The sequence below is a fragment of the Mesosutterella faecium genome (assembly GCF_022809315.2).
GTDB classification, from domain to species: domain Bacteria; phylum Pseudomonadota; class Gammaproteobacteria; order Burkholderiales; family Burkholderiaceae_F; genus Mesosutterella; species Mesosutterella faecium.
Map to the genome: position 1 here is coordinate 1,394,906 of NZ_JAKZJU020000001.1, position 23,587 is coordinate 1,418,492.

The 23,587-nt window shown below is 63.6% G+C and carries 17 protein-coding genes and 1 rRNA gene; 13 read left to right on the forward strand and 5 right to left on the reverse strand.

Annotated elements, in window-relative coordinates; genetic code table 11:
* Positions 1-81 precede the first annotated feature (81 nt).
* Positions 82-3,687, forward strand: a complete 3,606-nt coding sequence (locus MUN46_RS06525) for an SNF2-related protein (RefSeq protein WP_243377101.1) — start codon at positions 82-84, stop codon at positions 3,685-3,687.
* 37 nt (positions 3,688-3,724) lie between these two features.
* Positions 3,725-4,150 (forward strand): hypothetical protein, encoded by a 426-nt coding sequence (locus MUN46_RS06530; protein ID WP_243377102.1) that lies wholly within the window; start codon positions 3,725-3,727, stop codon positions 4,148-4,150.
* Positions 4,151-4,253: 103 nt separating this feature from the next.
* On the opposite strand, the gene MUN46_RS06535 is transcribed toward MUN46_RS06530, so the two are convergent.
* The 4 genes from MUN46_RS06535 to MUN46_RS06550 all read right to left on the reverse strand — a co-directional run bounded on the left by MUN46_RS06535 (position 4,254) and on the right by MUN46_RS06550 (position 7,023).
* On the reverse strand, positions 4,254-4,571 hold the full coding sequence (locus MUN46_RS06535) for an HU family DNA-binding protein (RefSeq protein ID WP_237979194.1): 318 nt from the start codon (positions 4,569-4,571) through the stop codon (positions 4,254-4,256).
* Positions 4,572-4,910: 339 nt separating this feature from the next.
* Positions 4,911-6,020 carry a tetratricopeptide repeat protein gene (locus tag MUN46_RS06540; protein WP_243377103.1) on the reverse strand — a complete coding sequence of 370 codons (1,110 nt, stop codon included), beginning with the start codon at positions 6,018-6,020 and terminating at the stop codon, positions 4,911-4,913.
* Between the two features lie 5 nt (positions 6,021-6,025).
* Positions 6,026-6,496 (reverse strand): hypothetical protein, encoded by a 471-nt coding sequence (locus MUN46_RS06545; protein ID WP_243377104.1) that lies wholly within the window; start codon positions 6,494-6,496, stop codon positions 6,026-6,028.
* Between the two features lie 53 nt (positions 6,497-6,549).
* Positions 6,550-7,023 carry a hypothetical protein gene (locus MUN46_RS06550; RefSeq protein ID WP_243377105.1) on the reverse strand — a complete coding sequence of 158 codons (474 nt, stop codon included), beginning with the start codon at positions 7,021-7,023 and terminating at the stop codon, positions 6,550-6,552.
* A gap of 284 nt (positions 7,024-7,307) precedes the next feature.
* Here MUN46_RS06550 and MUN46_RS06555 point away from each other — a divergent pair, with 284 nt between their 5' ends.
* The 8 genes from MUN46_RS06555 (at position 7,308) to fsa (ending at position 18,938) form a co-directional block, all read left to right on the forward strand.
* A complete protein-coding gene (locus MUN46_RS06555) occupies positions 7,308-8,135 on the forward strand; it encodes a class I SAM-dependent methyltransferase (RefSeq protein ID WP_243377106.1) in 828 nt (275 codons plus the stop codon).
* A gap of 155 nt (positions 8,136-8,290) precedes the next feature.
* On the forward strand, positions 8,291-10,174 hold the full coding sequence (locus MUN46_RS06560; protein ID WP_243377107.1) for an AIPR family protein: 1,884 nt from the start codon (positions 8,291-8,293) through the stop codon (positions 10,172-10,174).
* 12 nt (positions 10,175-10,186) lie between these two features.
* Positions 10,187-10,726, forward strand: coding sequence for a hypothetical protein (locus MUN46_RS06565; protein ID WP_243377108.1), 540 nt, complete (start codon positions 10,187-10,189; stop codon positions 10,724-10,726).
* Positions 10,727-10,747: 21 nt separating this feature from the next.
* Positions 10,748-11,767 (forward strand): hypothetical protein, encoded by a 1,020-nt coding sequence (locus MUN46_RS06570; RefSeq protein WP_243377109.1) that lies wholly within the window; start codon positions 10,748-10,750, stop codon positions 11,765-11,767.
* Between the two features lie 82 nt (positions 11,768-11,849).
* A complete protein-coding gene (locus MUN46_RS06575) occupies positions 11,850-16,472 on the forward strand; it encodes an AAA domain-containing protein (protein ID WP_243377110.1) in 4,623 nt (1,540 codons plus the stop codon).
* Positions 16,473-16,504: 32 nt separating this feature from the next.
* A complete protein-coding gene (locus MUN46_RS06580; RefSeq protein WP_243377111.1) occupies positions 16,505-17,434 on the forward strand; it encodes a ketopantoate reductase family protein in 930 nt (309 codons plus the stop codon).
* A 141-nt stretch (positions 17,435-17,575) separates the two neighbouring features.
* The gene (locus tag MUN46_RS06585) at positions 17,576-18,232 is read left to right on the forward strand and encodes a Rossmann-fold NAD(P)-binding domain-containing protein (RefSeq protein WP_243377112.1); all 657 of its coding nucleotides are present in this window, start codon (positions 17,576-17,578) and stop codon (positions 18,230-18,232) included.
* A 73-nt stretch (positions 18,233-18,305) separates the two neighbouring features.
* Positions 18,306-18,938: a fructose-6-phosphate aldolase gene (gene fsa / locus MUN46_RS06590; RefSeq protein WP_243377113.1), complete on the forward strand. Its 633-nt coding sequence runs from the start codon at positions 18,306-18,308 to the stop codon at positions 18,936-18,938.
* A gap of 154 nt (positions 18,939-19,092) precedes the next feature.
* On the opposite strand, the gene MUN46_RS06595 is transcribed toward fsa, so the two are convergent.
* Positions 19,093-19,851 (reverse strand): mechanosensitive ion channel family protein, encoded by a 759-nt coding sequence (locus MUN46_RS06595; protein ID WP_243377114.1) that lies wholly within the window; start codon positions 19,849-19,851, stop codon positions 19,093-19,095.
* A gap of 250 nt (positions 19,852-20,101) precedes the next feature.
* Here MUN46_RS06595 and MUN46_RS06600 point away from each other — a divergent pair, with 250 nt between their 5' ends.
* The 3 genes from MUN46_RS06600 (at position 20,102) to MUN46_RS06610 (ending at position 23,486) form a co-directional block, all read left to right on the forward strand.
* Positions 20,102-20,413, forward strand: coding sequence for a UxaA family hydrolase (locus MUN46_RS06600; protein ID WP_237979207.1), 312 nt, complete (start codon positions 20,102-20,104; stop codon positions 20,411-20,413).
* A 2-nt stretch (positions 20,414-20,415) separates the two neighbouring features.
* Entirely contained in the window at positions 20,416-21,576 is a 1,161-nt protein-coding gene (locus tag MUN46_RS06605) for a UxaA family hydrolase (protein WP_243377115.1), read from the forward strand.
* A gap of 377 nt (positions 21,577-21,953) precedes the next feature.
* Positions 21,954-23,486: ribosomal RNA gene (locus MUN46_RS06610) — 16S ribosomal RNA — on the forward strand.
* The last annotated feature ends 101 nt before the right edge of the window (positions 23,487-23,587 follow it).

Genomic DNA, 23,587 nt, shown 5'->3' on the forward strand with positions numbered 1-23,587 from the left:
CGGTAAAATACGCTGTTTTGGACGCCTGTCTGTCCGGACCGCCCGGATCTTCGTGCAGGCCGATATTTTCTCAGGCTCGTCATGGCGAAACTGCAGTTTGGAACAACCTGGTGGGGCAGGAAATGGCTGGAGGCCCTGCAGCAGGGCCAGTCCGATCCCGGGCGCGAAAGCCGCGGGCGCAGCTACTTCACCCGCGGCCGCGTGCTGGGGCTTGAGATCGAAAATGAAACGGGCAGGCTGCTCGCCCGGGTGCAGGGAACCGCCGCGCGCCCTTACCGGGTCACCCTCCGGCTGCCCCGCATCGACCCTGAGAAGGCCCGCCGGCTTGCCTCGGCTCTCGCCGCGCACCCGCAGACGCTGGCGCTGCTGCTCGAGCACCAGCTCGAGCCCGGGTTCGACGAGCTCGCCCGCAGCTTTGGAGTGAACCTTTTCCCCGCCTCGGCGGAAGACTTCGCCCCCGTGTGCACGTGCCCCGACGAGCCCGGATGCTGCAAGCACGTCTGGGCCGTGTTCTATGCGCTTGTGCGCCGCATCGACACCGATCCCTTCGAGCTTTTCCGGCTCGGGGGCGTTGATTTCGGCGAAACCCTGCGGGGGCTCGGCGTGGACCTTGAGGCGCAGTCCCGGACGGGGATCCTCACGATCGATTCGTTCCTTTTCTGGAAGCTGCCCGCGGCGGAAGCCGGGGCCGCGGCCGGCTCAGAGCCTCCGAAGGGGTTCGAGGCGGTGCCTCTTTACCGGCTCCAGCCGATGGAAAAGGCGCTGCTGTCGCTGCTGCCCGAGAAGTTCGCGCTGCTGCCCGGCGGCAGGCCCTGGCTCGCGCGCGTCTGGAACCGCCTGAAAAAGAATGCCGCCCGATGCTGGACGCAGCGCTCCCAGGAGGCGAAAAGCGACGTCTGGCGCTTCATCGACCGCGGACCGCTCGGCTCCTACGGGCCCGTGGTGCCGCGGATCGGCCTTTTCGACGACACCCTCGACTTCATCCGCCCGCACCCCTCGGGCGCCCAGCCGCGTGCCCTTTCGGAGCGCCGCCCCGCGGGCTGGCTGCTCGGGGCGCTCCTCGAGCTCGGGCGCGCCGAGGCCCAGGCCCATTCCGCAGGCCTCGCGTTTTGGGAGCAGCTGGTCACCATCGCGCTCGCCCTCATGAAAAACGGGGCGGTCGCGCCCGTGCTGGTGCGCCATCAGGGGGCCCGCCAGGCCGCCTGCACGCTCGCCTGGGAGCCGGCGCTTGCCTCCTCGCTCGTGCGCGAGATTGTCGCTTCCGGCGCCCGCGCCATGGACTCGAGCGGCGTGAAGCCGCTCGAACTCCCCCCCGAAAGGACAGGAACGCCCGAGGGGCGTTTCCTCACCGTGCTCACGGTGCTGATTACCGCTTTTTCGCACTACTTTCAGGAAAATGCAGGCCGCGAGCGGATGAAGCTCGTGCCCGGGCTGTTCCTTGACCGCTACCGCTGCCTTGAGGAGGGAGCCTGCGACTCGGAAATCCAGGCCCTCGAAAGGTACCTGCGGCCGCTGGTCTTCTATCAGAGCTCCACGCGCTGGAAGCCCGTGGTGACGCTGCGGCGTACAAAAGGCGAGGACCTGTCGGCCAACCTCGGCATCGTGCCGGCGGCGGCCGCCCGCGAAATCCGGCCGGTGCTGCTGAGAGACCTGCTGTCCTCGCCCGATTATGCGGCCGACCGCTACTCGGTCCTCTCCGACTTCCAGATTCTCGCCAAGGCTTACCCGCCGCTGTCGCGGGTGATCGAGACCGGGGGGCTCGCCGTGCGGGTGCCCCAGTCCGACCTGAAGGGCTTTCTCTTCGACTCGAAGCCGGCGCTCGAGCTGCTGGGCGCGCGGGTGCTGCTTCCCAGGAGCCTCAGAAAGCTCCTGCGCCCCTCGCTTGTCGCCCGGATCTCGGGCTCCGCAGGCGGATCGGCCCGCTCCTTTTTCACCAAGGAGATGCTCTCGGAGTTCTCCTGGAAGGTCGCCGTGGGCGGCCACGAGCTCACCGAGGAGCAGTTCCGGCAGCTCGCCCGGCACAGCGGCGAGATCGCGCGCCTGGGCGAGGACTACGTGTGGCTCGACCCCGAGGACATCGATCGGATTGAAAAGAAGCTGTCCTCCCGGCGCGCCCCGGGCTACGCCGAGCGGCTGCGGGCGGTGCTCACCGGAAAGCTCGACGGCGCGCGGGTTGTGGCCTCCTCGGACATCCTGGCGGAGCTGCGGCGCATGAACCGGAGCATCGAAGTGCGGCTGCCTGAGTCAGTCCACGCGACGCTGCGCCCCTACCAGATGCGGGGCTTCTGCTGGCTCGTGAAAAACCTGAAGCTCGGCCTCGGCTCGCTCATCGCCGACGACATGGGGCTGGGCAAGACCCTGCAGGTGATCGCCGCGATTGCGTGGCTCAAGGACGAGGGAGGCCTCGAGCGCGGCCGGGTGCTCGCCGCGGTGCCCGCCTCGCTGCTCGTCAACTGGGTGCGCGAGATCAGGCGCTTTGCGCCGTCGCTGAGCTGCGCCATATACCACGGCCAGGACCGCCGCCTGCCCGGGCAGGAGCAGATGCCCGACGTCCTGCTCACCACTTACGGCACGCTCAGGCGCGACTTCGACGCGCTCTCGAAGCGCCGCTGGAGGCTGCTCGTCCTCGACGAGGCGCAGGCCGTGAAGAACACTGGAACCGAGGCCTACGGCGCGGCCTCCGCCTTTCCGGCCTCTCAGGTCATCGCCATGACCGGCACCCCGGTTGAAAACCGCCTCATGGAGTACTGGTCGATCTTCTCCATCGTGCAGCCGGGCTTTCTGGGCAGCACCTCCGAATTCAGGACGAATTTCGTGAACCCGATCGAGGGCGAGCACGACCCGGAAGTCTCGGAGGCTTTCCGCAGGCTCGTCGCCCCGCTGATGCTGCGGCGCGTGAAGACCGACCGCAGCGTGATCGAGGACCTGCCCGAGCGGCTGGTGCAGGATGTGCCGGTGAGGCTGCTGCCCGCTCAGGCGGCTCTTTACGAGCGCGCGCTTCAGGAGGCGCTGCCTGCGATCAGCGAGGCGGAGAAGGGCGGAGCGAAGGATCGCGTCCGCCGCAAGGCGCTTGTGCTCAGGCTGATCACCGAGCTCAAGCAGATCTGCAACTCGCCGTCCCAGTATCTGAAGACCCGGGAGCCGGAGCCCGACAGCGCGAAGGCGCAGGCCCTGCTCGAAATCCTGGCCGAATGCCGCTCGAACCGCCGCAAGGCGCTTGTTTTCACCCAGTACCGGGAGATGGGCGAGCGGCTCCAGGACTGGATTGAGAAGCGCTTCGGGCGCCGCCCTCAGTTTCTGAACGGCAGCGTCGCGGTCTCGCAGCGCGCGGCCATGGTCGATGATTTCCAGAACAATCCCGACTCGGACATTCTGCTGGTTTCGCTCAAGGCCGGAGGCACCGGCCTCAACCTCACCTCGGCTTCGGTCGTGGTCCACTATGACCTCTGGTGGAATCCTGCGGTTGAAAACCAGGCGAGCGACCGCGCCTGGCGGATAGGCCAGCAGCGCGACGTGCTCATCCTGCGCTTCGTCACCGAGGGAACCTTCGAGGAGCGGATCAACGAGATGCTCACGGAGAAGCGCCGCCTCGCCGATCTTGCGGTGGGCGAGGGCGAGCGCTGGATCGGGGATCTCTCCTCCTCGCAGATTGAGGAGCTCTTCGGGCTCGGGCGGGAAGGCGGCTGAGGCGCGCGAATCTGCATTTGGAAAGGAACAAAAGAAAATGAAGACTGCGGCTGCCGCGCTCATCGCTGCGGCGGGTGTTTTCGCCTCTCAGGGGGCCGCTGCCGCCTCCCAGGCGGCCTCGGCTCTCGGCGCCTGCCTTTACCGCAGCGCAACCCCCGCGCAGAAGGACGTGCTCATCCAGTGGGCGTATGTGACGATCGGAGGCTCCGCGGCGGCAAAGCGCATTCAGCCGATTCCCGAGGCTGCCGCGCGGCAGGTGACGCAGCGCACGAAGTCGGCGCTTGCCGCGCTGCTGCTTCGCTCCTGTCCGGGGGAGACCGCGGCGGCCTTCGCCTCCGATCCCCGCAATGCCGCGGCCGACGCGATGGAGGAGCTCGTCTCGCTCATGATGCGCGAGAAGGTCCGCTCGAAAATGAGCGAGCTGCTGAGCCGTCCGGGCCGGGGCCGCGCTCTGCTGCCCTAGCGGCCGGCCCCGCGCCTTCCGCGCTGCAGAAAAATAAATCCCCGGCCGCTACCGCGGCTCGGGGATTCGCGCTCCGGCAGGCCTCGGCGGCCTGCGGGCTCAATTACTTGCGGGCCTTCGCGCGGCTGCGGCAGCCCCTTTTCTTCGGTTCGTTCACGGCAGCCTTGAAGGCCGCGCCCGGAACGAATTTCGGCACTTTCGTGGCGGGAATCTTGATCTCGGCGCCGGTGCTCGGATTGCGGCCGGTGCGGGCGGGGCGCTCCTGAAGCTTGAACGTTCCAAAGCCCACGAGCGTGAGCTTGTCGCCTGACTTCACCGTCTCTTTCACGGCCGTGAGAACGGTTTCCAGAATGCGGGCGGCCTGAGCTTTCGGCAGATTTTCAGCCGCAGCGACGCGATCCACGAGTTCCTGACGATTCATAAGAAGAGCCTCCTAAAATCCAAAAATCAACAGCGATAAATTGGAAAGACAATTTGAAGCCCGGGCCGTGATCCTGGCGGTTCGGCCGCGAAAGTCTGCCGCTTTTCCCATTGGCCCGCCGCGCGAAAAGGGCGGCTGAGGGCTGGTGCCAGGCGGTCCGCACCCTGTGTCCATCAGGTGTCCGTCTGATGTTAGCTGAAAAATTTTTCCTGAAAAAGAGCGGCTTACCCCGGAGCAGGTCGCTGAAAGCCTAAAAAATGAGTAAACAATGCCCTGAGTCAATGTTTATCGGGGTTTTATAGGACTTTTCCGCGGGAAAAGCCCGCACAGCGGGCGCCTTCAGCGGTTTTCGAAAGAGCCGGGCCGGTTTTTCCCGCGCGAGCGCGCAAGCGTCGAGGCGATGAGTTCGGCGTTGCCGCCCGAGCGGCGCAGCAGCTCCTGCGCCTGCGCTTTTTCCTCCGGGCTTGCCACGGCCTCGATCTCCTCGAGCGCGCCGCGCCCGAGGGCGCCCCCCGAGAGCTCGCCCGCCCGGCGGGCGAGGGCGAGAGCCCCGGGGAGGTCGCGCGGCGCGCCGTCCCCGTGGCGCAGGCACGAGCCGAGAAAAAGCATCGCCCCGGCGTGCCCCGAGGCCGCGGCCGCCCGCGCCCACTCCAGGGCGCGCGAGGGATCGGCCTCGCAGCCGCGCCCGACCGAGTAAAGCAGCGCGAGCCGGTACTGCGCTTCGGCAAGCCCCTCGGCGGCCGCGCGGCTGATCCATTTGAAAGTCTCCGCGGCGCTCTCCTCCGGGCGGACTTTCAGCCCAAGCCCCTCGCCATAGAGCAGCCCCAGCTCCAGCGCGGCCTGGGGGTGACCCTGGCTCGCCGCCCGCCTGAGCCAGAGCGTCGCCTGGACGGGGTCGGGGCGGCAGCCCCGGCCCTGCCGGTAGCAGCGCCCGACGTGCAGCTGCGCGAGCAGGTGCCCCTGCGCGCCGGCGAGCCGAAACCAGCTGAGGGCTTCGCGCTCGTTCTTCTCGGTCCCGAAGCCGTTTTCAAGCGCGATGCCAAGGTGGTACTGGGCCGCGGCGTTGCCTGAGACGGCGGCGGCCCGAAAAAGCGCGACGGCCCTCTCCGGGTCGGGCCTGACGCCCTGGCCGCGGGCGTAGAGCAGCCCCAGCAGGGCCTCGCTTGCGGCGTGTTCGCGCGCGCTCGCCTTGCGAAGCCACTTCGCAGCCTCCCGGTTCTGGATTGAAAGGGGGCGCCCCGAGACGAGCAGCCGCGCGAGCTCGTACTGCGCCTGGGGGTCGCCCGTGGCGGCAGCGCGCGAGTAGGCCTCCATGTCGGACTCCGTCGCCCTTCTCGCCCGGGGCCTGCCCTGAAGAAGGTCGAGAACGGTGCCGGCCGCTCTCCCCGCCTCATCTCCGCCCGGGGCGGGAAAGAGGCTCTGGCCGATTTCGCGCGCGCTTTTCGCCATGGCGGTCAGGACGCGGGCAGCAGCCCCGCGATCTCCCAGAAGGTCTTTGCGATGTAAAAAAGCGCCGTCCAGGCCCCGAGCCAGAGAAGCCCCAGCGTGATCGCCCGCGACATGGGCATGCGGCGGAACTTCGGGACCTCGCGCACGGTGCGGGAGATCTCAAGGGCGTGGCGCAGGCCGCAGCAGGCGGCCCAGCTGGCGAGCAGCCCGAGGTCGACGGTGAGAAGCAGCAGCTCCCAGCCCGGGCGGACCGCAGCGAGCGGCTGAACGATGGCCGCGAGCGTGAGCAGCGCGAGCGACCCGCGCGACCACAGGTGCGCCGTGACCGCTCCGTCCCTGTCCCCGATGTGCCTCAGGTCCGTTTCGTGCAGAAGCGTTCCGAAAACAGGGGTGAATATGACGGAGAGAAGAAGAGCCGCCCACGGATTCCAGATGTCGTTTTCGTGGGATTCGGGCGAGGGCGAGGCGCGGCTCATGTCAAGGTCTCCGTAGTGAAGCGTTGCGCGGGCATTCTAGCCGATTGCAGGGGCTACCTCAGCGAGAGCCTGAAGGAGGCGCCCAGTTTTTCAAGCGCAGCCTCGATTGCTTCCATGCTCGCAAGATCGCGGTCCAGGTCGACCAGGCGCTGCGCCTGCGTCTGAGAAACGCCCAGCATCTTGGCGAGCTCCGAGAGCCTCCAGCGGTTCTCGAGCATGTAGTTCCAAAGCAGAATCTTCGCCTGAATGCGCACCGGCAGCGTGAGCCTGTCGTCGCAGCGGCCCTTGGTCGGGGTCGGAATCAGCCTGTGCTTCTTTCGATAGAAGTTGTGCATCGCAACCGGCAGCGCGGCTTTCGCAAAAGCCTTGGCGTCCTGCCGGGAGGGCTGCACGATGAAAAACTCGGGAATGTCGGGGCAGGAGACCTCGACGCTGCCGTTGGGCAGGTCGTGATAGTTGATCCGATAGGGCATGTCGTTGCGGCGCAGCAGGGCTGCTTCTTTAGACTGGAGAAGAGGCTCTTCCAAGGTGTTTTATTAAGCATACCGTGCTTAATTTTTCTCTGCAATCCAGAGATGGCCTGCCCGGCTTCCGGCGTGAGGGGCGGACTTTGGGGCGGAACGGCCCGGGGGCTTCCTCCGGGTCCGGGCGGCCTGACGCTCGGGCCTCAGGCTCAAGCCTCCGCAGCGCCGGATTTATACTGTAGGCGGCCGCTTCGCCAGCCGGATTCTTCTCCTTTGGGCGGCGCGGCGCCCGCCGCTGAACTGCGGCGGATGCTTTTATTATTCATACGTTGTATAAAAAACGGCCCATGACAGACGATTACGCCCCGCGCCCCGAAGACATCAAGGACGCCTACCGCCGCTTTGAGATTCTCAGCGACGGAGTCTCTCCCGAATCCGAGGCTTCCGACCAGCGGGTGAGCCGCTACTGGGACGGCCGCGCGGCCGGCTTCGGCGAGGTGCGCTGCAAGGAGCTTCAAAGCGCGCGGCGCGGCCTCTGGCTCTCTGAGATCCGGCCGCTGCTGCCTTCCTCGAAGGGGCCGCTCAGGATTCTCGACATCGGCACCGGCACGGGCTTCTTCGCCATCCTCATGGCCCAGCTCGGCCACGAGGCGGTTGGCGTAGACCTGTCGCCTCAGATGATCGCCCAGGCCCGTAAAATCGCCCGCAGCTGCGGAGTGAAGCCCGAGTTCAGGCTCATGAATGCGCTGGAGCTTGATTTTCCGGACGAGTCCTTCGACGTCGTTCTCACGCGCAACCTCACCTGGACGCTGCCCGATGTCCGGGCGGCCTACAAAGAGTGGATCCGCGTGCTGCGCCACGGCGGGGTCTTCGTTAATTTCGATGCGGACTACGGCTACGTCTCCTTTACGGATCTCACCCGCCGCCTAAGGCAGGAGGGCGGGAAAAACGCCCACGAGGGCATCGGCGAGGAAGTGCTCGACGAGTGCGACACGATCAAGCGCGATCTCTCGATCAGCTGGGTGCCGCGCCCTGTGTGGGACGAATCGGTGCTGCGCGAACTGGGCTGCGTCTGCGTGGAGTCCGACACCGGACTTTCCTCAAGGATCTACCGCGAGCAGGATGACTCCTGGAATCCGGTCGCGATGTTCCGCCTTTCCTGCCGCAGGCCCTGAAAGGGCGCCGGCCCCGTGCGCCTGAAGGCCCTGCCGCTCCCCCGGCGGGGGCTGCGGGCGGCTTCGTTGCCGCCGCTTCCTTCCTGCTAGCATTAGCGTAGGCCGGTTTAATATTGGCAGGACAAAAGAAATTTCTATTGGGGGAGTCCGGGGCTATGTCAGAGGAAGCGCTCCTGCAGCAGTACTTCAGTGATCTTCAGACCGAAGTGAGGCATATCGCCGCCCAGATGGGACTCAATCCCACTTTTGCACAGGTCGAGAGCGCCTTCACTGAACAGGCGGCGGGGCTGATGACCGAGATGGGCCTGATCGCCTCCCGGCCGGAAGTGAGCACGGTCGAAGGGCTGTTTGGAAATTCGAAGCTTCGCATCACCGCCTGCGCGCTCTCCGATGACCGAGACAGGCTCGACCTTTTTGTCTCTCTCTACGAGTCTTCGGACCGGATTTTCGAGCTGAGCCTTGAAGAGGCGAAGAAGGCGGCCGGGCAGGCCCTGCAGTTCCTGAAGCACTGCGCCGACGGATCGCTCTCGAAAAAAATGCCGGAAAGCGGCGTGGCGGCCTCGCTCGTGTCGCTGATCGAGTTCAACTGGAAGAGCCTGGATCAGGTGAAGCTCTGGGTGCTCACGAACGGCCTGGCCGGCAGCACCCGCTTCAAGCCCCAGGAGATCGAGGGCAGGCTGGTCGGGCTTGAAATCATCGATCTGCGGCGGCTCTCGCGAATGGCGCTCGAGGGCGAAAAAGGCGAGAGCGTCAACATTGACTTCTCGCAGCGCTGCGGGGAGCCGCTGCCGTGCGTCTTTTACTCCGATGAGACGCTGCCTTACGACACGGCGCTCTGCCTATTCCCGGGCGAAATCCTGCGCTCGCTCTACGAGAACTATGACGCGAGGCTTCTCGAGGCGAACGTGCGCTCCTACCTGTCTCTCCAGTCCAAGGTGAACCGCGGGATGTACGCCACGCTGCGCGAGCATCCCGAGAACTTCCTCGCCTTCAACAACGGCATCGTCGTGGTGGCCGAGAAGCTGCAGATCGCACGGACTTCGAGCGGCACGACCGGCATCAAGGTCCTCGCAGGCATGAAGATCGTGAACGGGGGCCAGACGACGGCCACGCTCTTTTTCGCCCGCCGCCGCGACCGCGGCATCGACCTCTCGAAGATCCGCATCCCCGCCAAAATCCTCATCCCCAAGTCCGCCGACGCGCTGGCGGGCGAATCGTTCGTGACCGATGTATCGCGTTTTGCGAACACGCAGAACAACGTCCGCGCCTCGGACCTTTCCTCTTCCTCGCCTTTCCATGTCGGGCTTGAGCACATCGCGCGCACGACCTGGTGCCCTGACGGGGCGACCCAGTGGTTCTACGAGAGGGCCACGGGGTCCTACCGCACGATGCTCGCCAAGGAGAGCTCGCCGGCGGCCCGGCGCCGCATGAAGGCGGCTGTGCCGCCGTCGAACCGGATTACGAAGCTCGATCTGGCCAAGTACATGAACGCCTGGCTCGGACACCCGGACCTGGTCTGCCAGTCGCCGCAGAAGAATTTCGCGCTCTTCATGAAAGGGCTGGAAGAGCAGACCGACATTGAGAACCTGCAGATCACCGCCGGCACCTGGAAGGACATTGTGTCGGTCGCGATTTTTTATCGGAGCAGCTACAGGCTCGCCAAAAGCGCCTATCCGGGCGAGGCCGCCGTGATTGCCGCCTACTCGGTCGCGGTCGCGGCCGGAAAGCTCGGCCGCAGGCTCAGGCTCCGCTCCATCTGGGAGGCCCAGGGGCTTTCCGAACAGCTCAAGGCCCAGATTGCGGGCTGGCAGAAGGAGATCAACGGCATCCTCAGGCTCTCGGCGCTTGGCAAGCCCCTGTCCGAATGGGCGCGGGATCCGGACTGCTGGCGCTTTGTGAAGGAGTCCGTTGAGGGACAGCCCGCCCAAGGGATTCCGGAGATGTCGCCGGAGGCGGCGCAGGAGCCCGCGGCCGGGCCCGCTCCAAAGCCCGAAGCGGAGCCGGTTCCCAGTGCGGCCCCGGCGCAGCCCGAAGGCTGAGGGCGCCTGCAGATGAAGTGGCTGGAACGTCTGAAGCGGCTTTTTGGAGGCGCGGCGGCCCGCAGCCGGGCCAGTGCGCCTCGAGGCGCCCAGGCCCTGCCCCGGGTGGAGCCCCGGAGCGCCCCTGCGGCAGCGGATCCGAGCGGGCCCGGGCCTTCGGCCAAGCGAAGCTCGTCCGACAGTCTTTTGAACTTCGACCGCACGCCGCCCGGCGTGCGCCGCCGCCCCCGCGTGTTTGAGACCGACCCGATGCCCTGGGTGAGCGAGCAGCCCTCGCGGATCGAATCCGAGCCGGTGCCCGGCCAGCCCTGGGAGGTCGACTCCTCAAACAATGTGGTGATCTGCTCGGACGACGCCCTGCGCAGGCAGGAGCGGTCCGTGCAGGATAAGTTCAGCGCTTTCCGCGGGAAAATGACGGTTTTCGAGCCGCTCACGGACGAGGAAATGTCCTGGGAGACGGACGACGACGCCGAAGATGCGGAGCCGCGGAAGAAAAAAAAGCCAAGCCAGCTCTCTTTTGACTTTGGCGAACAGAGCCGTTCCGGCGCCTGAGCCCCGGAGACCCTCAGCAGCATGGCCGCAGACAAAGAGCTCTGGCATTTCTCCGGCGATTTCAGCGCCGAGGCTCTCCGCACGCTTGCGCCGGCCGCCCGCGGGACGGGCTTCCTCGTTCTTGCCTGCGGCGGGGACGGAACGCTGCGGCTTTTGCTGGAGGCCTCGCTTTGCGACCCGGAGCGCTTTCCGGACTTCGCGGACTGGGCCTCAGGCCTGTGGTCGGCGGAAAAAGGGGCGGCCTTCCCCCGTGTTGTCGCAGCCCGGCGCGATGCGCATTTTCTTCGCAGCCTCGCCGGCTGGGCGCGCTCGCAGGGAAAGCTCCCCGAGTCGCTTTATGTCGACATCAGGCCTGACGGTGCAGCAGTCCGCGACGATGAGGCCTCCGGGGAGCTCGCCCGGCTTCTGGGCGCCCGCGGCCTCAGGTATGAGCAGCCCGGACCGGGCGGTTTCGAGCGTGCGGCAGGCCTTTTCTGGGAGCGCCTGAAAAAAGAGGAGGGCGCGGGAGAGCTCTTTCAAACCCGGCTGGAGCTTTTCCCCGGCCAGAGGCGCAGCTCGAGCCGCGAGGGCGGCCGGCGCCGCTGGATCACGCGCCTTGAGGCCGCGGAGCTGCTGATGGCCGCCTCGGGCTTCCCCTGGAGCGCGGCGCTCGGAGAGCACCGCAACGAGCGGCTTTTTAACGCCGCTGCGGGCTGCGGACTGCTGCTGCCCGGGCTGGGCCGCGCCGATCTGGAGGCCGCATGGGTTTTCACTGCCGCTGCGAAAAGCTTCCTGCGGAGGGACGCGCCGAGGCTTTGCGCGCCGGCCGCCCTGTACCTTCTGGCCGAGCTCTACCGGCAGAGCGACCGGCGGGAGCTCGCCGCGGCGATGCGGTCAGAGGGCGCGGTGCCGGCGGCGCTGGCAGGCAGGGCCAGGCTCTGGCTGCGCGCCCTCGCGCAGCACGGGCTGCTCGGCCGGCCGCGGGACTTCTGCCGCCCGGCCTTCTGGCTTGCCGCCCGGGCCCTGATGGACGTCGGGGGGCTTTGTGCCGGCAGGGGCTGATGTTATTCTTGCTTCTAGGCAGGCAAGAGCGGCGTAAAGAAAAGGCTCCGGGCCGCGGCGGATATTGACAGGGATGAAGAGCATGCAGGAAACGGCTCAGAAAATAAGAGAAGAACAGGCCTCTCAAACCAAGGCGCTTTTTGGCTTCGCCCGGGAGCTCGGGCGGGTGAGGCGGGAAAACATCACCCGGCTCGATCGCCATCCCTGGCACATCAGGATGTCGGAGATCGACGCGTCGCTGCCCGGGGTGAAGAAGTGGACCCCGGAGAGCCGGACGCCCAATGTCCTGCTGCGCGTGGAGCAGCAGGATTTGCCCGCCTGCCCCGGACTGCCCGAAGAGCTTCGCCCCTTCGTCGCCGAGGGCTGGGACCGCCCCGAATGGGAGGCTCCGGCGGACGTTCCCGGGGGCGATCCGAAGCTCGCCCGGTCCTGGAGCGCCTGGCTTGAGCGGCGCAGGAGCTGGCTGCTGAACTGGGACCGCTGCTCGCGCTCACTCGAGCTTTTCCAGAACCTTTACGCGCAGTGCCGCTTCATCGAAGACGGCAACCTGCGCTTCGTGGCGAAGGCGGGCTCCATCAGCTTTGCTTCCGACGAGGCCCACGGCGCGGCATGCCATCCCGTGCTCAGCCGGCCGGTGCTGTTCCGCCTCAGCGTGGAGCAGGGGCGCGCGGTGATCACGGTCCAGATCAATGAGTCTGAGCCGGTGCGGTTCGAGTCCGAGCTGCTCTCGGATTTCCAGGATGACGGCTTCCGGCTGGAGCTCTGCCAGGGCGTGAGGGGAAGCGTCGACAGCGCCTCTCCCCACCCGTTTGCGCCCGGGCCCGTGCGGGCTTCTTTCCAGAATCTGGCGGCAACCATCTCGCCCGAGTGCCGCTGGGCGGACGCTCCGCAGGATATCCGCTTCAACGAGTGGTGCCATTTCGCGTTCTATGAGGAACCGGTGCTCTGGATTGAAGAGCGCGCATCGGGCATGGCCGAGGCTTCGGAACGGATCATCCGCCGCATCAACGAGGGGGCGGAAATTCCGCGTCATCTGATCGACCTGATCTGCGGGGCCGCGGAAAAAGAGGAGCAGGGCGAAGCGCCCGGGCAGAAGCGCGAATCGCTAGAGCAGCGCCTTGCCAGCGCCGGCGGCGAAGACGAGGACATCCTGCTCACCATGCCTGCCAACCGCGAGCAGCTGCAGGTTGCCCGTGAAATCCGCAGCCGGGACGCAGTCCTCGTCATGGGGCCGCCTGGAACAGGCAAGACGCATACCATCGCAAACCTGATTTCCGACTTTCTCGCACAAGGCCAGACGGTTCTCATTTCTTCGCAGAAGGAGAAGGCCCTTCGCGTCCTGAAGTCCATGATGCCCGCGCCGCTGCAGGATCTGTGCGTGTCGATTTCGAGCGACCAGGACGACGTGCTGTCCACCGTGCAGAGGCTCACGGACCGGCTCGCCCTCGTGCGCATCGAAGAGCTTGGGCGCAGGATCGAAGCTGAGGAAGCTTCGCGCCGCGCGACTTTCGAGGAGCTCGGGAAGACGCGCAACGCGCTTTACGGAGAACTCTGCCGCGAATTCCGCACGGTGAGGCTCTGCGGCAGGGACTGGACGCCGAGCAGCCTCGGGCGGTGGCTCAAGGAGCACTCCGATCTGGCCGAGGCGATCCCCGACCCGGAGCTGCCGGAAGGGCCTTTCCCGCTTTCCAGCGAGGAAGCCAGGGAGCTGGGACAGCTCATGAAGCTCGCGCCCGGCAGCGGCTCTCCGGAGCTTTTGTCCGGTCTGCCCGCGCTCTCCAGCCTCCCCGATCCGGTTGAGCTCGCGCATCTTCAGGCAGAGCTTCAGGACCTGAAGGCCTTCATTGCAAAAAGCGGCTTCTCCATCGAGTCGCTCGACGGTGAGGACGGCGCTTTGAGATACCGCCTGGGAGAGCTTTCCGTCGTTGCGCGCCATCCGCAGGGGGAGCCTATGGCTTCGCTCTCCGAGTGGCTGAACCGCGACCGGACGATAGGCGAGCCCGAAGGCTGGGTCATGGCCGCCAGGGCGGCCGGCGCCGCGGGAGGCGCGCTCGAGGGACGGTGGAAGAAGCTCGGCGAGGCCATCACGTCGGCGGCTGCTCTGGCCGAAAAGGAGATGGCCCAGATGGACGACCTGCCCGTCGGCATACGGAAGGGGACGGACCGGGCCGCGCTCAGGGAAGCGCTTTCGTATTTCCGCGACAATCACATCAACGGAGAGCCCGGCTTTCTCACCAAGCTCACGCAAAAGACGAGGCTTGCGGCGCTCGCGTGCTCTTCGGTGGGCGGGCACATGCCCTCCAGCGAGCATGAGTACGAGGCCGTGCTGCTCAGGCTGAACCTCGAGGAGGCCCGCGAGTCGCTGCGCAAGCTCTGGGACGACCTCATTACCGGCGCGGGCGGCCCAGCTTTTGATGCTCTCGGAGCGGATCATCCCGAGGAGCAGGCGAAGTTGCGCTTTGCGCCGAGGCTTGAGAAGGCCCTTGGATGGTGGTCCGAGTGGGCTCAGCCTCTGCTTGAGAGGCTGCGCGGACTGGGGGTGAACCCGGACGCGCTCACCGGAGGAACCGGGGCGGGCCCGATTGAAAGCTGCGAGGCCCTGACCCGCAATGTGGAGAGCTTTATCCGCCCGGCCGCAGAGGCCGACCACGCCCGGGCCCGCATGGTTCTTCTGGGAAGGCGGCTCGCCCAGGCAAGGCAGGCGCTGCTGCAGTGCGCCCGCGGAACCCCCCAGTCCGACGCCCTTTGCGATGAGCTTCTCGCCGGGCTTGAGGAAAGCGGGGAGCGCTATGAGAAGGCCTGGAAGCAGCTCTCGGAGCTCAACCGGCTGCAGCCCCGGCTCGAGCGCCGCAAGGAGCTTCTCTCCCGCCTCATGGGCTCGGCTCCGCAGTGGACCCGGGAGATGTTTTCCGCCGGAGGCGGCGGTGTGCCGGACAACGCCGCGCAGGCCTGGGACTGGCGGCAGCTTGACGCCTGGTTCAGGAAGTACCTTGAAACGGACTACGGGGATCTGCAGAAAAAGGCGGAATCCCTTTCGAGCCGGCTTCGCGCAGAGACGGTGCAGCTCGCCGCAGACAAGGCCTGGCTCGCCCTTGCGCGGCGCATGCAGGGCAACCGCTCCCTCATGCAGAAACTCCAGGGCTGGGCGCAGATCGCCGCCCGGATCGGGCGGGGCACCAGCCGCAGCGCCGAGGTGCTGCGCGCCCAGGCCCGTGAGCTCATAGCCGAGTGCTCGCAGGCTATTCCCTGCTGGATTATGCCTGCGGAGAAAGCGCTGAGCACTTTCGACGGATCGTGGAAATTCGACGTCGTGATCATCGACGAGGCCTCGCAGTCCGACATTGCCTCCATGCCGATTCTCTTTCTTGCCAAAAAGGCAATCATCGCAGGCGACGACCGGCAGGTCTCACCGGCCGCCGTAGGCGTCGGAGACTCGGCGGTCCTTGCTTTGTCGCGCCAGTACATCCAGGGCCGGATTGCAAACTGGCCGATCTACCAGGCTCAGTCCTCGCTCTATGACCTCGCGAAAACGGCCTATTCGCCTCTGATGTTGCGGGAGCATTTCCGATGCGTCCCGCCCATCATCGGCTATTCGAACGAACTCTCCTATGACGGGTGCATCCTGCCGCTGCGGGATGCGGCCTCGACCAGCCTCCTGCCGGCCATCGTTTCCTGCCGCGTGCAGGGCGTGCGCGAGAGCAATGACACCAACCGGGCTGAAGCCGAGGCGATTGTCGGCCGCATCAAGGCCTGCCTGGCCGAGCCCCTGTACAGGGACAAGACGTTCGGCGTCATCGTCATGCGTTCGGGGCGCACCGGCGCCCAGATCCAGCTGATCAACGATCTGCTCTACAAGGCGCTCGGCCCCGAGACGATCGAAAGGCACAAGATTCTCTGCGGCCTCTCCCCGGACTTTCAGGGCGATGAGCGCGACGTGATCTTTCTGTCGCTGGTGGATTCGCCCGATGGCAGCAAGCCTCTGCGCAAGGAGACGGCGGGCAGCGACGACGGAATGAAGAAGCGCTGGAACGTGGCTGTCTCCCGCGCCCGTGATCAAATCTGGGCCGTCTATTCGTTCGACCCCGAGACGCAGCTCCAGGACGGCGACATTAGAAAGACGTTTTTTGATTACCTGAAAAAGCCGGATCTGGGGGCAGCCGCTTCCGGGTCTGCCGAGATGCCGGAATTCGCCGCGGAAGTGGCCTCGGCGCTCGAGAGCCGCCGCTACAGGGTCCTGCGCGGCTACCGCGTCGGGGCTTTCCAGCTGCCGCTTGTGGTCGAAGGCTCGGGTCGGAAAGCGGTCCTTGAGTGCGACGGAGACCTTGCCCATCCTGATGAAGAGCGCGTCATGGAGGAGCTGGAGCGCCAGGCGATTCTCGAGCGGGTGGGCTGGAAATTCGTAAGGGTGCGGGGAGGGGAATGGTACAGGGACCCCGAGTCTGCGCTCTGGTGGCTTGTTTCCGATCTGGAGGAGCTCGGGGTGAAGGCCTCGGACAACGCAGACGACGCAGACGACGCTCAGAAGCGAAATCCCGAGCTCATGAAGCACATTGAGGCCTCGGCGGGCAGCTACGCGAAGGTTCTCCGCAGGGACGTGTCGCTTGTTGCCGCCAGCCGCGCCAAGCGCGAACGGATTATCGCTGAGCTTCGGAAGCTGGGCGCTGAGGTCGACTTAGAGGTGAGAAAAGGCTCTGCCCGGAGCTGAAGAAGCTTCGGTTTTGGGAGACGACAGAAAAAATGAAGCGCATTCAATCCGCCGCCATCATAGGAATGGGGGCGCTGGGGATACTCTACGGACATCTCCTGTCGACAGGCGGTGCCTGCTCGCTGCAGTTTGTCATGGACGCCGGGCGGAAGGCCCGCTATGAAAAAAACGGAGTTTTCTGCAACGGCAGGCGATGTGATTTCGACATGAGGCTGCCGGCGGAGGCCGTTCGGCCGGATCTTTTGATTTTCGCCACGAAATACGCGGGTCTGCCCGGGGCTCTGGAGCTGGCCCGGCAGATTGTGAGGCCGGACACCATCGTGATCTCGCTGATGAACGGGATCACCAGCGAGGAGATGATCGAAGAGAAGCTCGGCGCAGGGACGGTTCTTTATGCCGTGGCCCAGGGCATGGATGCGACCCGTGAAGGCACGTCCATGAACTATGCGCACGCAGGGACTGTCTGTGTGGGGTGCCCTCAGACAGAGCCGCAGAAGCTGCCCGCGCTTGAGGCGCTCTGCGAGTTCTTTCTCCGCTCGGGCGTTCCCTTCGTTCGGGATGAGGACATCCTGCACCGGCTCTGGGCCAAATGGATGCTCAACGTCGGGGTCAACCAGGTCTGCATGGTGAAGGCCGGGGGCTACGGCATTGTCCAGAAGCCGGGGGAGGCGCGCCGTCTCATGCAGGAAGCCATGCGCGAGGCGCTGCTTGTCGCCCGCGCAAGCGGCGTCAACGTGACGCAGAAGGATCTCCAGGATTATGTGAGGCTGATCGACGGGCTTGCTCCGGACGGCATGCCCTCGATGCGCCAGGACGGGCTTGCCCGCAGGCCCTCTGAGGTTGAGCTTTTTTCCGGCACGGTTCTGAGGAAGGCGCATCAGCTCAATATTTCCGTGCCTGTGAACGAGTGGCTTTACAAGGAAATTAAGAAAATCGAGGCCGGGTATCGACAGGAAGCTTGAACCGATGGCCGAAGCAGGACCGCACCGGAGTGGAAGGCAAAACCGCTGACGATTCCTTTGGGCTCAGTCCCGGCGGCCCCGCAGTTGCCGGGTTTTCAGCCGGCGCCCGAAGGAGGCATCCGACGGGAGGGGGAGGACGTGATGAACGGAGATGGAAAAACTCTGCTGGTGTTGGGAGCCACGGGGCTCGTTGGCGGCGAAGTTCTCAAGGCGGCCGCCCTCTGCGACGAGGTGAAAGCAGTTGTCGCTCCTACGCGCAGACCGCTTCAGGCAGGCTGCGCAGGCCCCAAGGTGCTCAATCCGGCGCTGGATTACGAACGAATTGACCCAGGCCTTGGCTGGTGGAAGGCTGATGCGCTCATCTGCTGCCTCGGGACCACGATCAAAAAAGCAGGATCGCGTCAAAACTTTTACCGCGTAGATCACGACTATCCGATTCTTGCGGCCCGCGCGGCCCGGAAAAACGGTGTGCGGACCTGCGTTCTGATCTCCGCCATCGGGGCGGATCCCCATTCCTCCATTTTTTACACCCGCGTGAAGGGCGAGACCGAGGAGGACATGAAAAAAGTGGGGTTCGAATCTCTTGCGTTTTTGAGGCCCAATGTGCTTTCAGGAGGCCGCCGGGAGTTTAGGCTGGGTGAGGAGATGATGATCGCGGCTCTCACGGTCGTCGGTCCCCTTCTTCCGAAAAAGTTCCGTCTCTGCCCGGCAGAGAATGTCGCCCGGGTGGCTCTGCGGATTGCTCTGAGGCCCTGGCCCGGCGTGGGGGTCGTGGGTTCTGAAGACATGTCTGTGTGAGCTCTCAGGCGCCTCCTTGCTGTAAACTTCCGCAGAGTTTCTTGCTCGGAGAATGCAGGTTATGAAGATTTTTATGGATACCGCGAATGTAGATGAAATCAGAGAATTCGCGGACATGGGCATTGTTTACGGCGTCACGACCAACCCGACGCTGGTCGCGAAGTCAGGACGCACGCAGGCCGAGGTTATACCGGACATCTGCAGACTGATCCCTGGGCCGGTTTCCGCAGAAGTGATCAGCACCGACTGCGAAGGCATGGTTCGCGAAGCGCGGGAACTTGCAAAGATCGCCGATAACGTCGTCGTCAAGATTCCGTGCATCGCCGAAGGCCTGAAAGCGGTCAAGATCCTTTCCTCTGAGCACATCAAGACCAATGTGACTCTTGTTTTCAGCCTTGGACAGGCCATGCTTGCCGCCCGGGCCGGCGCGACTTATGTTTCGCCGTTCATCGGACGTCTGGACGATATCGGCGAGGACGGCGTGGGACTAGTGGCCGACATGGTTCAGGTCTTCAGGACCTACGGGCTTAAGACGCAGATCATCGCAGCAAGCATCCGCTCCGTGGGACATGTGAACGCCGTGATGAAGGCAGGCGCGGATATAGCGACGATTCCGACGAAGGTGCTGCGGGCGCTGCTGGTTCACCAGCTCACTGATAAGGGACTGGCCAAGTTCCTTGAGGACTACCGCGCGAGCCTGAAGTAACGGACGCTTCGCCGCCTTTCGGCTTCGCCCGCAGCAGGCGGCGTTTTTTTGAGGGATAAAGTAAAGGAGACAGGCCTCAGCGCCAGGCAATGGCGCAGCGGCTGTCTCCTTTTTTCATCGGGGCCCGCAGCGGCCGGGACCCCGGCTGACTTTCCTAGTCCTGAATCATGCGGACCGCAGGAGCCTTGACGCCTTTGCTGCCCAGGGCTTCCGTGATGTTCTGGTTCAGATCAAAGTAAACGTCCCAGTAGTCGGCGCTGTTGCACCAGGCGCGGGCCGTGAAGGTCATCTGCTTGTCGTTGCCGCCGCTCAGGCGCGCAAACGGGGCAGGGTCGGAAAGAACCTTCTTGGTGTCCCGAATGGCATCGAGGATGATCGCCTGTATCTCGGCGGGCTTTTCAGACTTGGCGACTCCGAAGTCGAGATCAACGCGGCGCAGTTTCTCGGAGGAGAAATTGGTGATCGTCGCGTTCATGATCTGAGAGTTGGGGACGACAAGACGCTTGTTGTCCACAGTGACGAGCGTGGTGTAGAAAAGGGAGATGCCCTGAACGGTGCCCTCGGATCCCGCCACGGCCACATAATCGCCGGCATTGAAAGGACGGAAGACCATCAGCATGACGCCGCCGGCAATGTTGGACAGCGCGCCCTGAAGTGCGAGGTCGATGGCCAGGCCGCAGGATGCGAGGACGGTGATGACCGAGGCCATAGGCACGCCCAGAATCTGGATGACTGCGATCAGCAGCACGACCCAGAGCAATATCTGCACGAATGACATCAGGTATTGTCTGGCCGTTGAATCCAGGCTGCGGCTGATCCTCAGGCGGCCGATGCCATTAAGGATGGCGCTGATGATAAACTTTCCCACGATGAGGACGACAATCGCGAGAATGATTTTTTCGCTGTAGCCCACGATGAGGTCGACGGCTCGCGGTGAAAAAAGTGAGGCTTAAAGATTCATGGCTTATTCCTTCGCTTCACGGTTGCGGAACCAGCCGCAAGGGCCTCGGGATGCTGAAACAATAGAAACGAGGGGATTTTAACCTTCGGGGGCGAAATTTTCGTCTCTCGATCCCCGGAAGAGTCGGCGCGGCAGGGCGCCGGCGACCCGGCGGCCTCAGCGGGCTTTCCCCTTTGCCATTCGGCGATCAACAGGAGAGATCATGCCAAAGGCTTTGCATATTCATGCTTCGGACAATGTAGCCGTCTGCACTTCGGCGGTTAAGAAAGGCGATGAGGTTGAGATCCTTGAACCGGGCGGAGGGCGACGGAAGGTGCGGGCCGCATCGGACATCGCATTCTGCAACAAGATCGCCTTGGAAGATATTCCTGCGGGTTCCGGAGTGGTGAAATACGGTGAGGTCATCGGCCGCGCCACTGCTCTGATCAGACGAGGCGAACTCGCGAATGACTCGAACATCGCGAGTCAGCCAAGGAAGTATGAAGACGAATACCTTCTGAAGCAGAGGAGATGAGCATGGAATTTATAGGTTACAGGCGCTCCGATGGCCAGGTCGGAGTCCGCAACTACGTACTGATCCTTCCGGGCTGCGCTTGCGCCTCCGAGACCTGCCGGCTTGCAGCAGCCCAGGTCCAGGGGGCTAGAAACGTCGTCCTCAATGTCGGCTGTTCGGACGTCAAGGCCAACACAGAAATGAACCTGCGAGTTCTGACGGGCTTTGCCCTGAACCCAAACGTTTTCGGCGTGGTTGTCGTCGGGCTGGGCTGTGAGACTGTGGGGCACAGGGAGCTTGCCGCGATGATTCGCCGGCAGACCCATAAAAAGGTAGTCTCCTTCGGCATTCAGGAAGAAGGCGGTACGGTGGCGACGACGGCTCTGGTCGTGAAGGCAGCCCGGGAAATGGCCGCTGAGGCGAGTCTCGCGCAGCGCACGCCCTGTCCCTTGTCGGATCTTTTTGTCGCGATTGAGTGCGGAGGCTCCGATGCAACAAGCGGCATCGCTGCCAATCCTGCCGTTGGCAACATGTCGGATCGGCTGGTCGATGCGGGAGCGAGCACTGTCATGTCCGAGACGGTCGAGTTCATCGGGGCAGAGCACATCCTTGCGCGCCGCGGAGCAACGCCGGAAATCCATGACCAGATCATCCGCATCTGCGAGGAGTATGAAAAGCACCTGGCCGGCGTGGGTCAGGACTGCCGGACGGGGCAGCCTACGACCGGCAACAAGGCCGGCGGCTTGTCCACCATTGAGGAAAAGTCTCTGGGCTGCATCTACAAGGGAGGAACCAGGCCGGTCGTAGAAGTTTTGCGTGAGGCTCAGAGGCCGACAAAAAAGGGTGCGCTCATAATGGATACTCCGGGCTATGACATAGCCTCCGTCACCAGCATGGTGGCGGGAGGTGCAACCCTGGTCGTCTTTACCACCGGGCGAGGAACGCCGACCGGACATGCTCTGGCTCCGGTGATTAAAGTGACAGGCAATCGCGAGACAGCGCACCGGATGGCGGACAATATGGACATAGATGTCTCGGGCATTCTCGAGGGCGATCTCACCATTGAACAGGCGGGAAGCAGGATTCTTGAAGAAGTGGTGAAGGTTGCCGGCGGAAAAACAACGAAGGCTGAGTCTTTCGGTTTTTCGGATATCGCAGTGGATCACATCTGCCGGTTCATTTGAAGACGTGCTTAACGCATTGAATATGAGTGACAAAAAATTTATTTCTCGCAGTTTTTAATGCTGGTTAAGTTTTTTGGTTCAAAAAATATTTGCTTTTTTAAAATTGAACGTGTAAGATGACAATCCTGTCGCGATTGATGCGGATCTGTTCCAAATCAAAAGCGCAGTGATCTTTAAAAACTGAACAACGAACCGATAAGCGTGGGCATCTGGTTTTTGAGAGCCTCAGGGATTCCTTCGGGAGTTCCGCTCAAAAGAAATCAGGTGCTCGAAAAAACGAATGGAAGATAGAAGGCTTCGCAAGAAGCTTTCGCATCACCAGTCGATGATTTTGAGCGCGACGCCCTGGAAACAGGGTAGCAGTAACAGCAGTGATTGAACTCAAGAGTTTGATCCTGGCTCAGATTGAACGCTGGCGGCATGCCTTACACATGCAAGTCGAACGGCAGCGGGGGAGCTTGCTCCTGCCGGCGAGTGGCGAACGGGTGAGTAATGTATCGGAACGTGTCCTGTTGTGGGGGATAACTGGTCGAAAGATCAGCTAATACCGCATAAGACCCGAGGGTGAAAGTGGGGGACCGCAAGGCCTCACGCGACAGGAGCGGCTGATATCTGATTAGCTGGTTGGTGGGGTAAAAGCTTACCAAGGCGACGATCAGTAGCTGGTCTGAGAGGACGACCAGCCACATTGGGACTGAGACACGGCCCAGACTCCTACGGGAGGCAGCAGTGGGGAATTTTGGACAATGGGGGCAACCCTGATCCAGCAATGCCGCGTGCGGGATGAAGGTCTTCGGATTGTAAACCGCTTTTGTCAGGGACGAAAAGGAACCGGCGAACAACCGGTTTTGATGACGGTACCTGAAGAATAAGCACCGGCTAACTACGTGCCAGCAGCCGCGGTAATACGCAGGGTGCGAGCGTTAATCGGAATTACTGGGCGTAAAGGGTGCGCAGGCGGCTGTGCAAGACAGATGTGAAATCCCCGGGCTTAACCTGGGAACTGCATTTGTGACTGCACGGCTGGAGTCTGTCAGAGGAGGGTGGAATTCCGCGTGTAGCAGTGAAATGCGTAGATATGCGGAAGAACACCGATGGCGAAGGCAGCCCTCTGGGACATGACTGACGCTCATGCACGAAAGCGTGGGGAGCAAACAGGATTAGATACCCTGGTAGTCCACGCCCTAAACGATGTCAGCTGATTGTTCGGAAAGCAATTTCTGGGTAACCAAGCCAACGCGTGAAGCTGACCGCCTGGGAAGTACGGTCGCAAGATTAAAACTCAAAGGAATTGACGGGGACCCGCACAAGCGGTGGATGATGTGGATTAATCCGACGCAACGCGTAAAACCTTACCTAGCCTTGACATGTCAGGAACCTGGATGAAAGTCCGGGGTGCCCGCAAGGGAGCCTGAACACAGGTGCTGCATGGCTGTCGTCAGCTCGTGTCGTGAGATGTTGGGTCAAGTCCCGCAACGAGCGCAACCCTTGTCATCAGTTGCTACGCAAGAGCACTCTGATGAGACCGCCGGTGACAAACCGGAGGAGGATGGGGATGACGTCAAGTCGTCATGGCCCTTACGGCTAGGGCCTCACACGTCATACAATGGTCGGAACAGAGGGCAGCTAAGCCAGGAGGCGGAGCAAATCCCAGAAAACCGATCGTAGTCCGGACTGCAGTCTGCAACTCGACTGCACGAAGTCGGAATCGCTAGTAATCGCGGATCAGCATGCCGCGGTGAATACGTTCCCGGGTCTTGTACACACCGCCCGTCACACCATGGGAGTGGGGTTCGCCAGAAGGCGTTTGTCCAACCGCAAGGAGGACGACGACCACGGTGGGTTCCATGACTGGGGTGAAGTCGTAACAAGGTAGCAGTACCGGAAGGTGCGGCTGGATCACCTCCTTTTAAGAGAGCAAGGCTTTCAGAAGTCAGAGCCCACGCTTATCGTTCGTTGCAAGACGAAGGATCAGTTCTTTAACAATTAGGAAGGAATGAGAAAGTTTCAA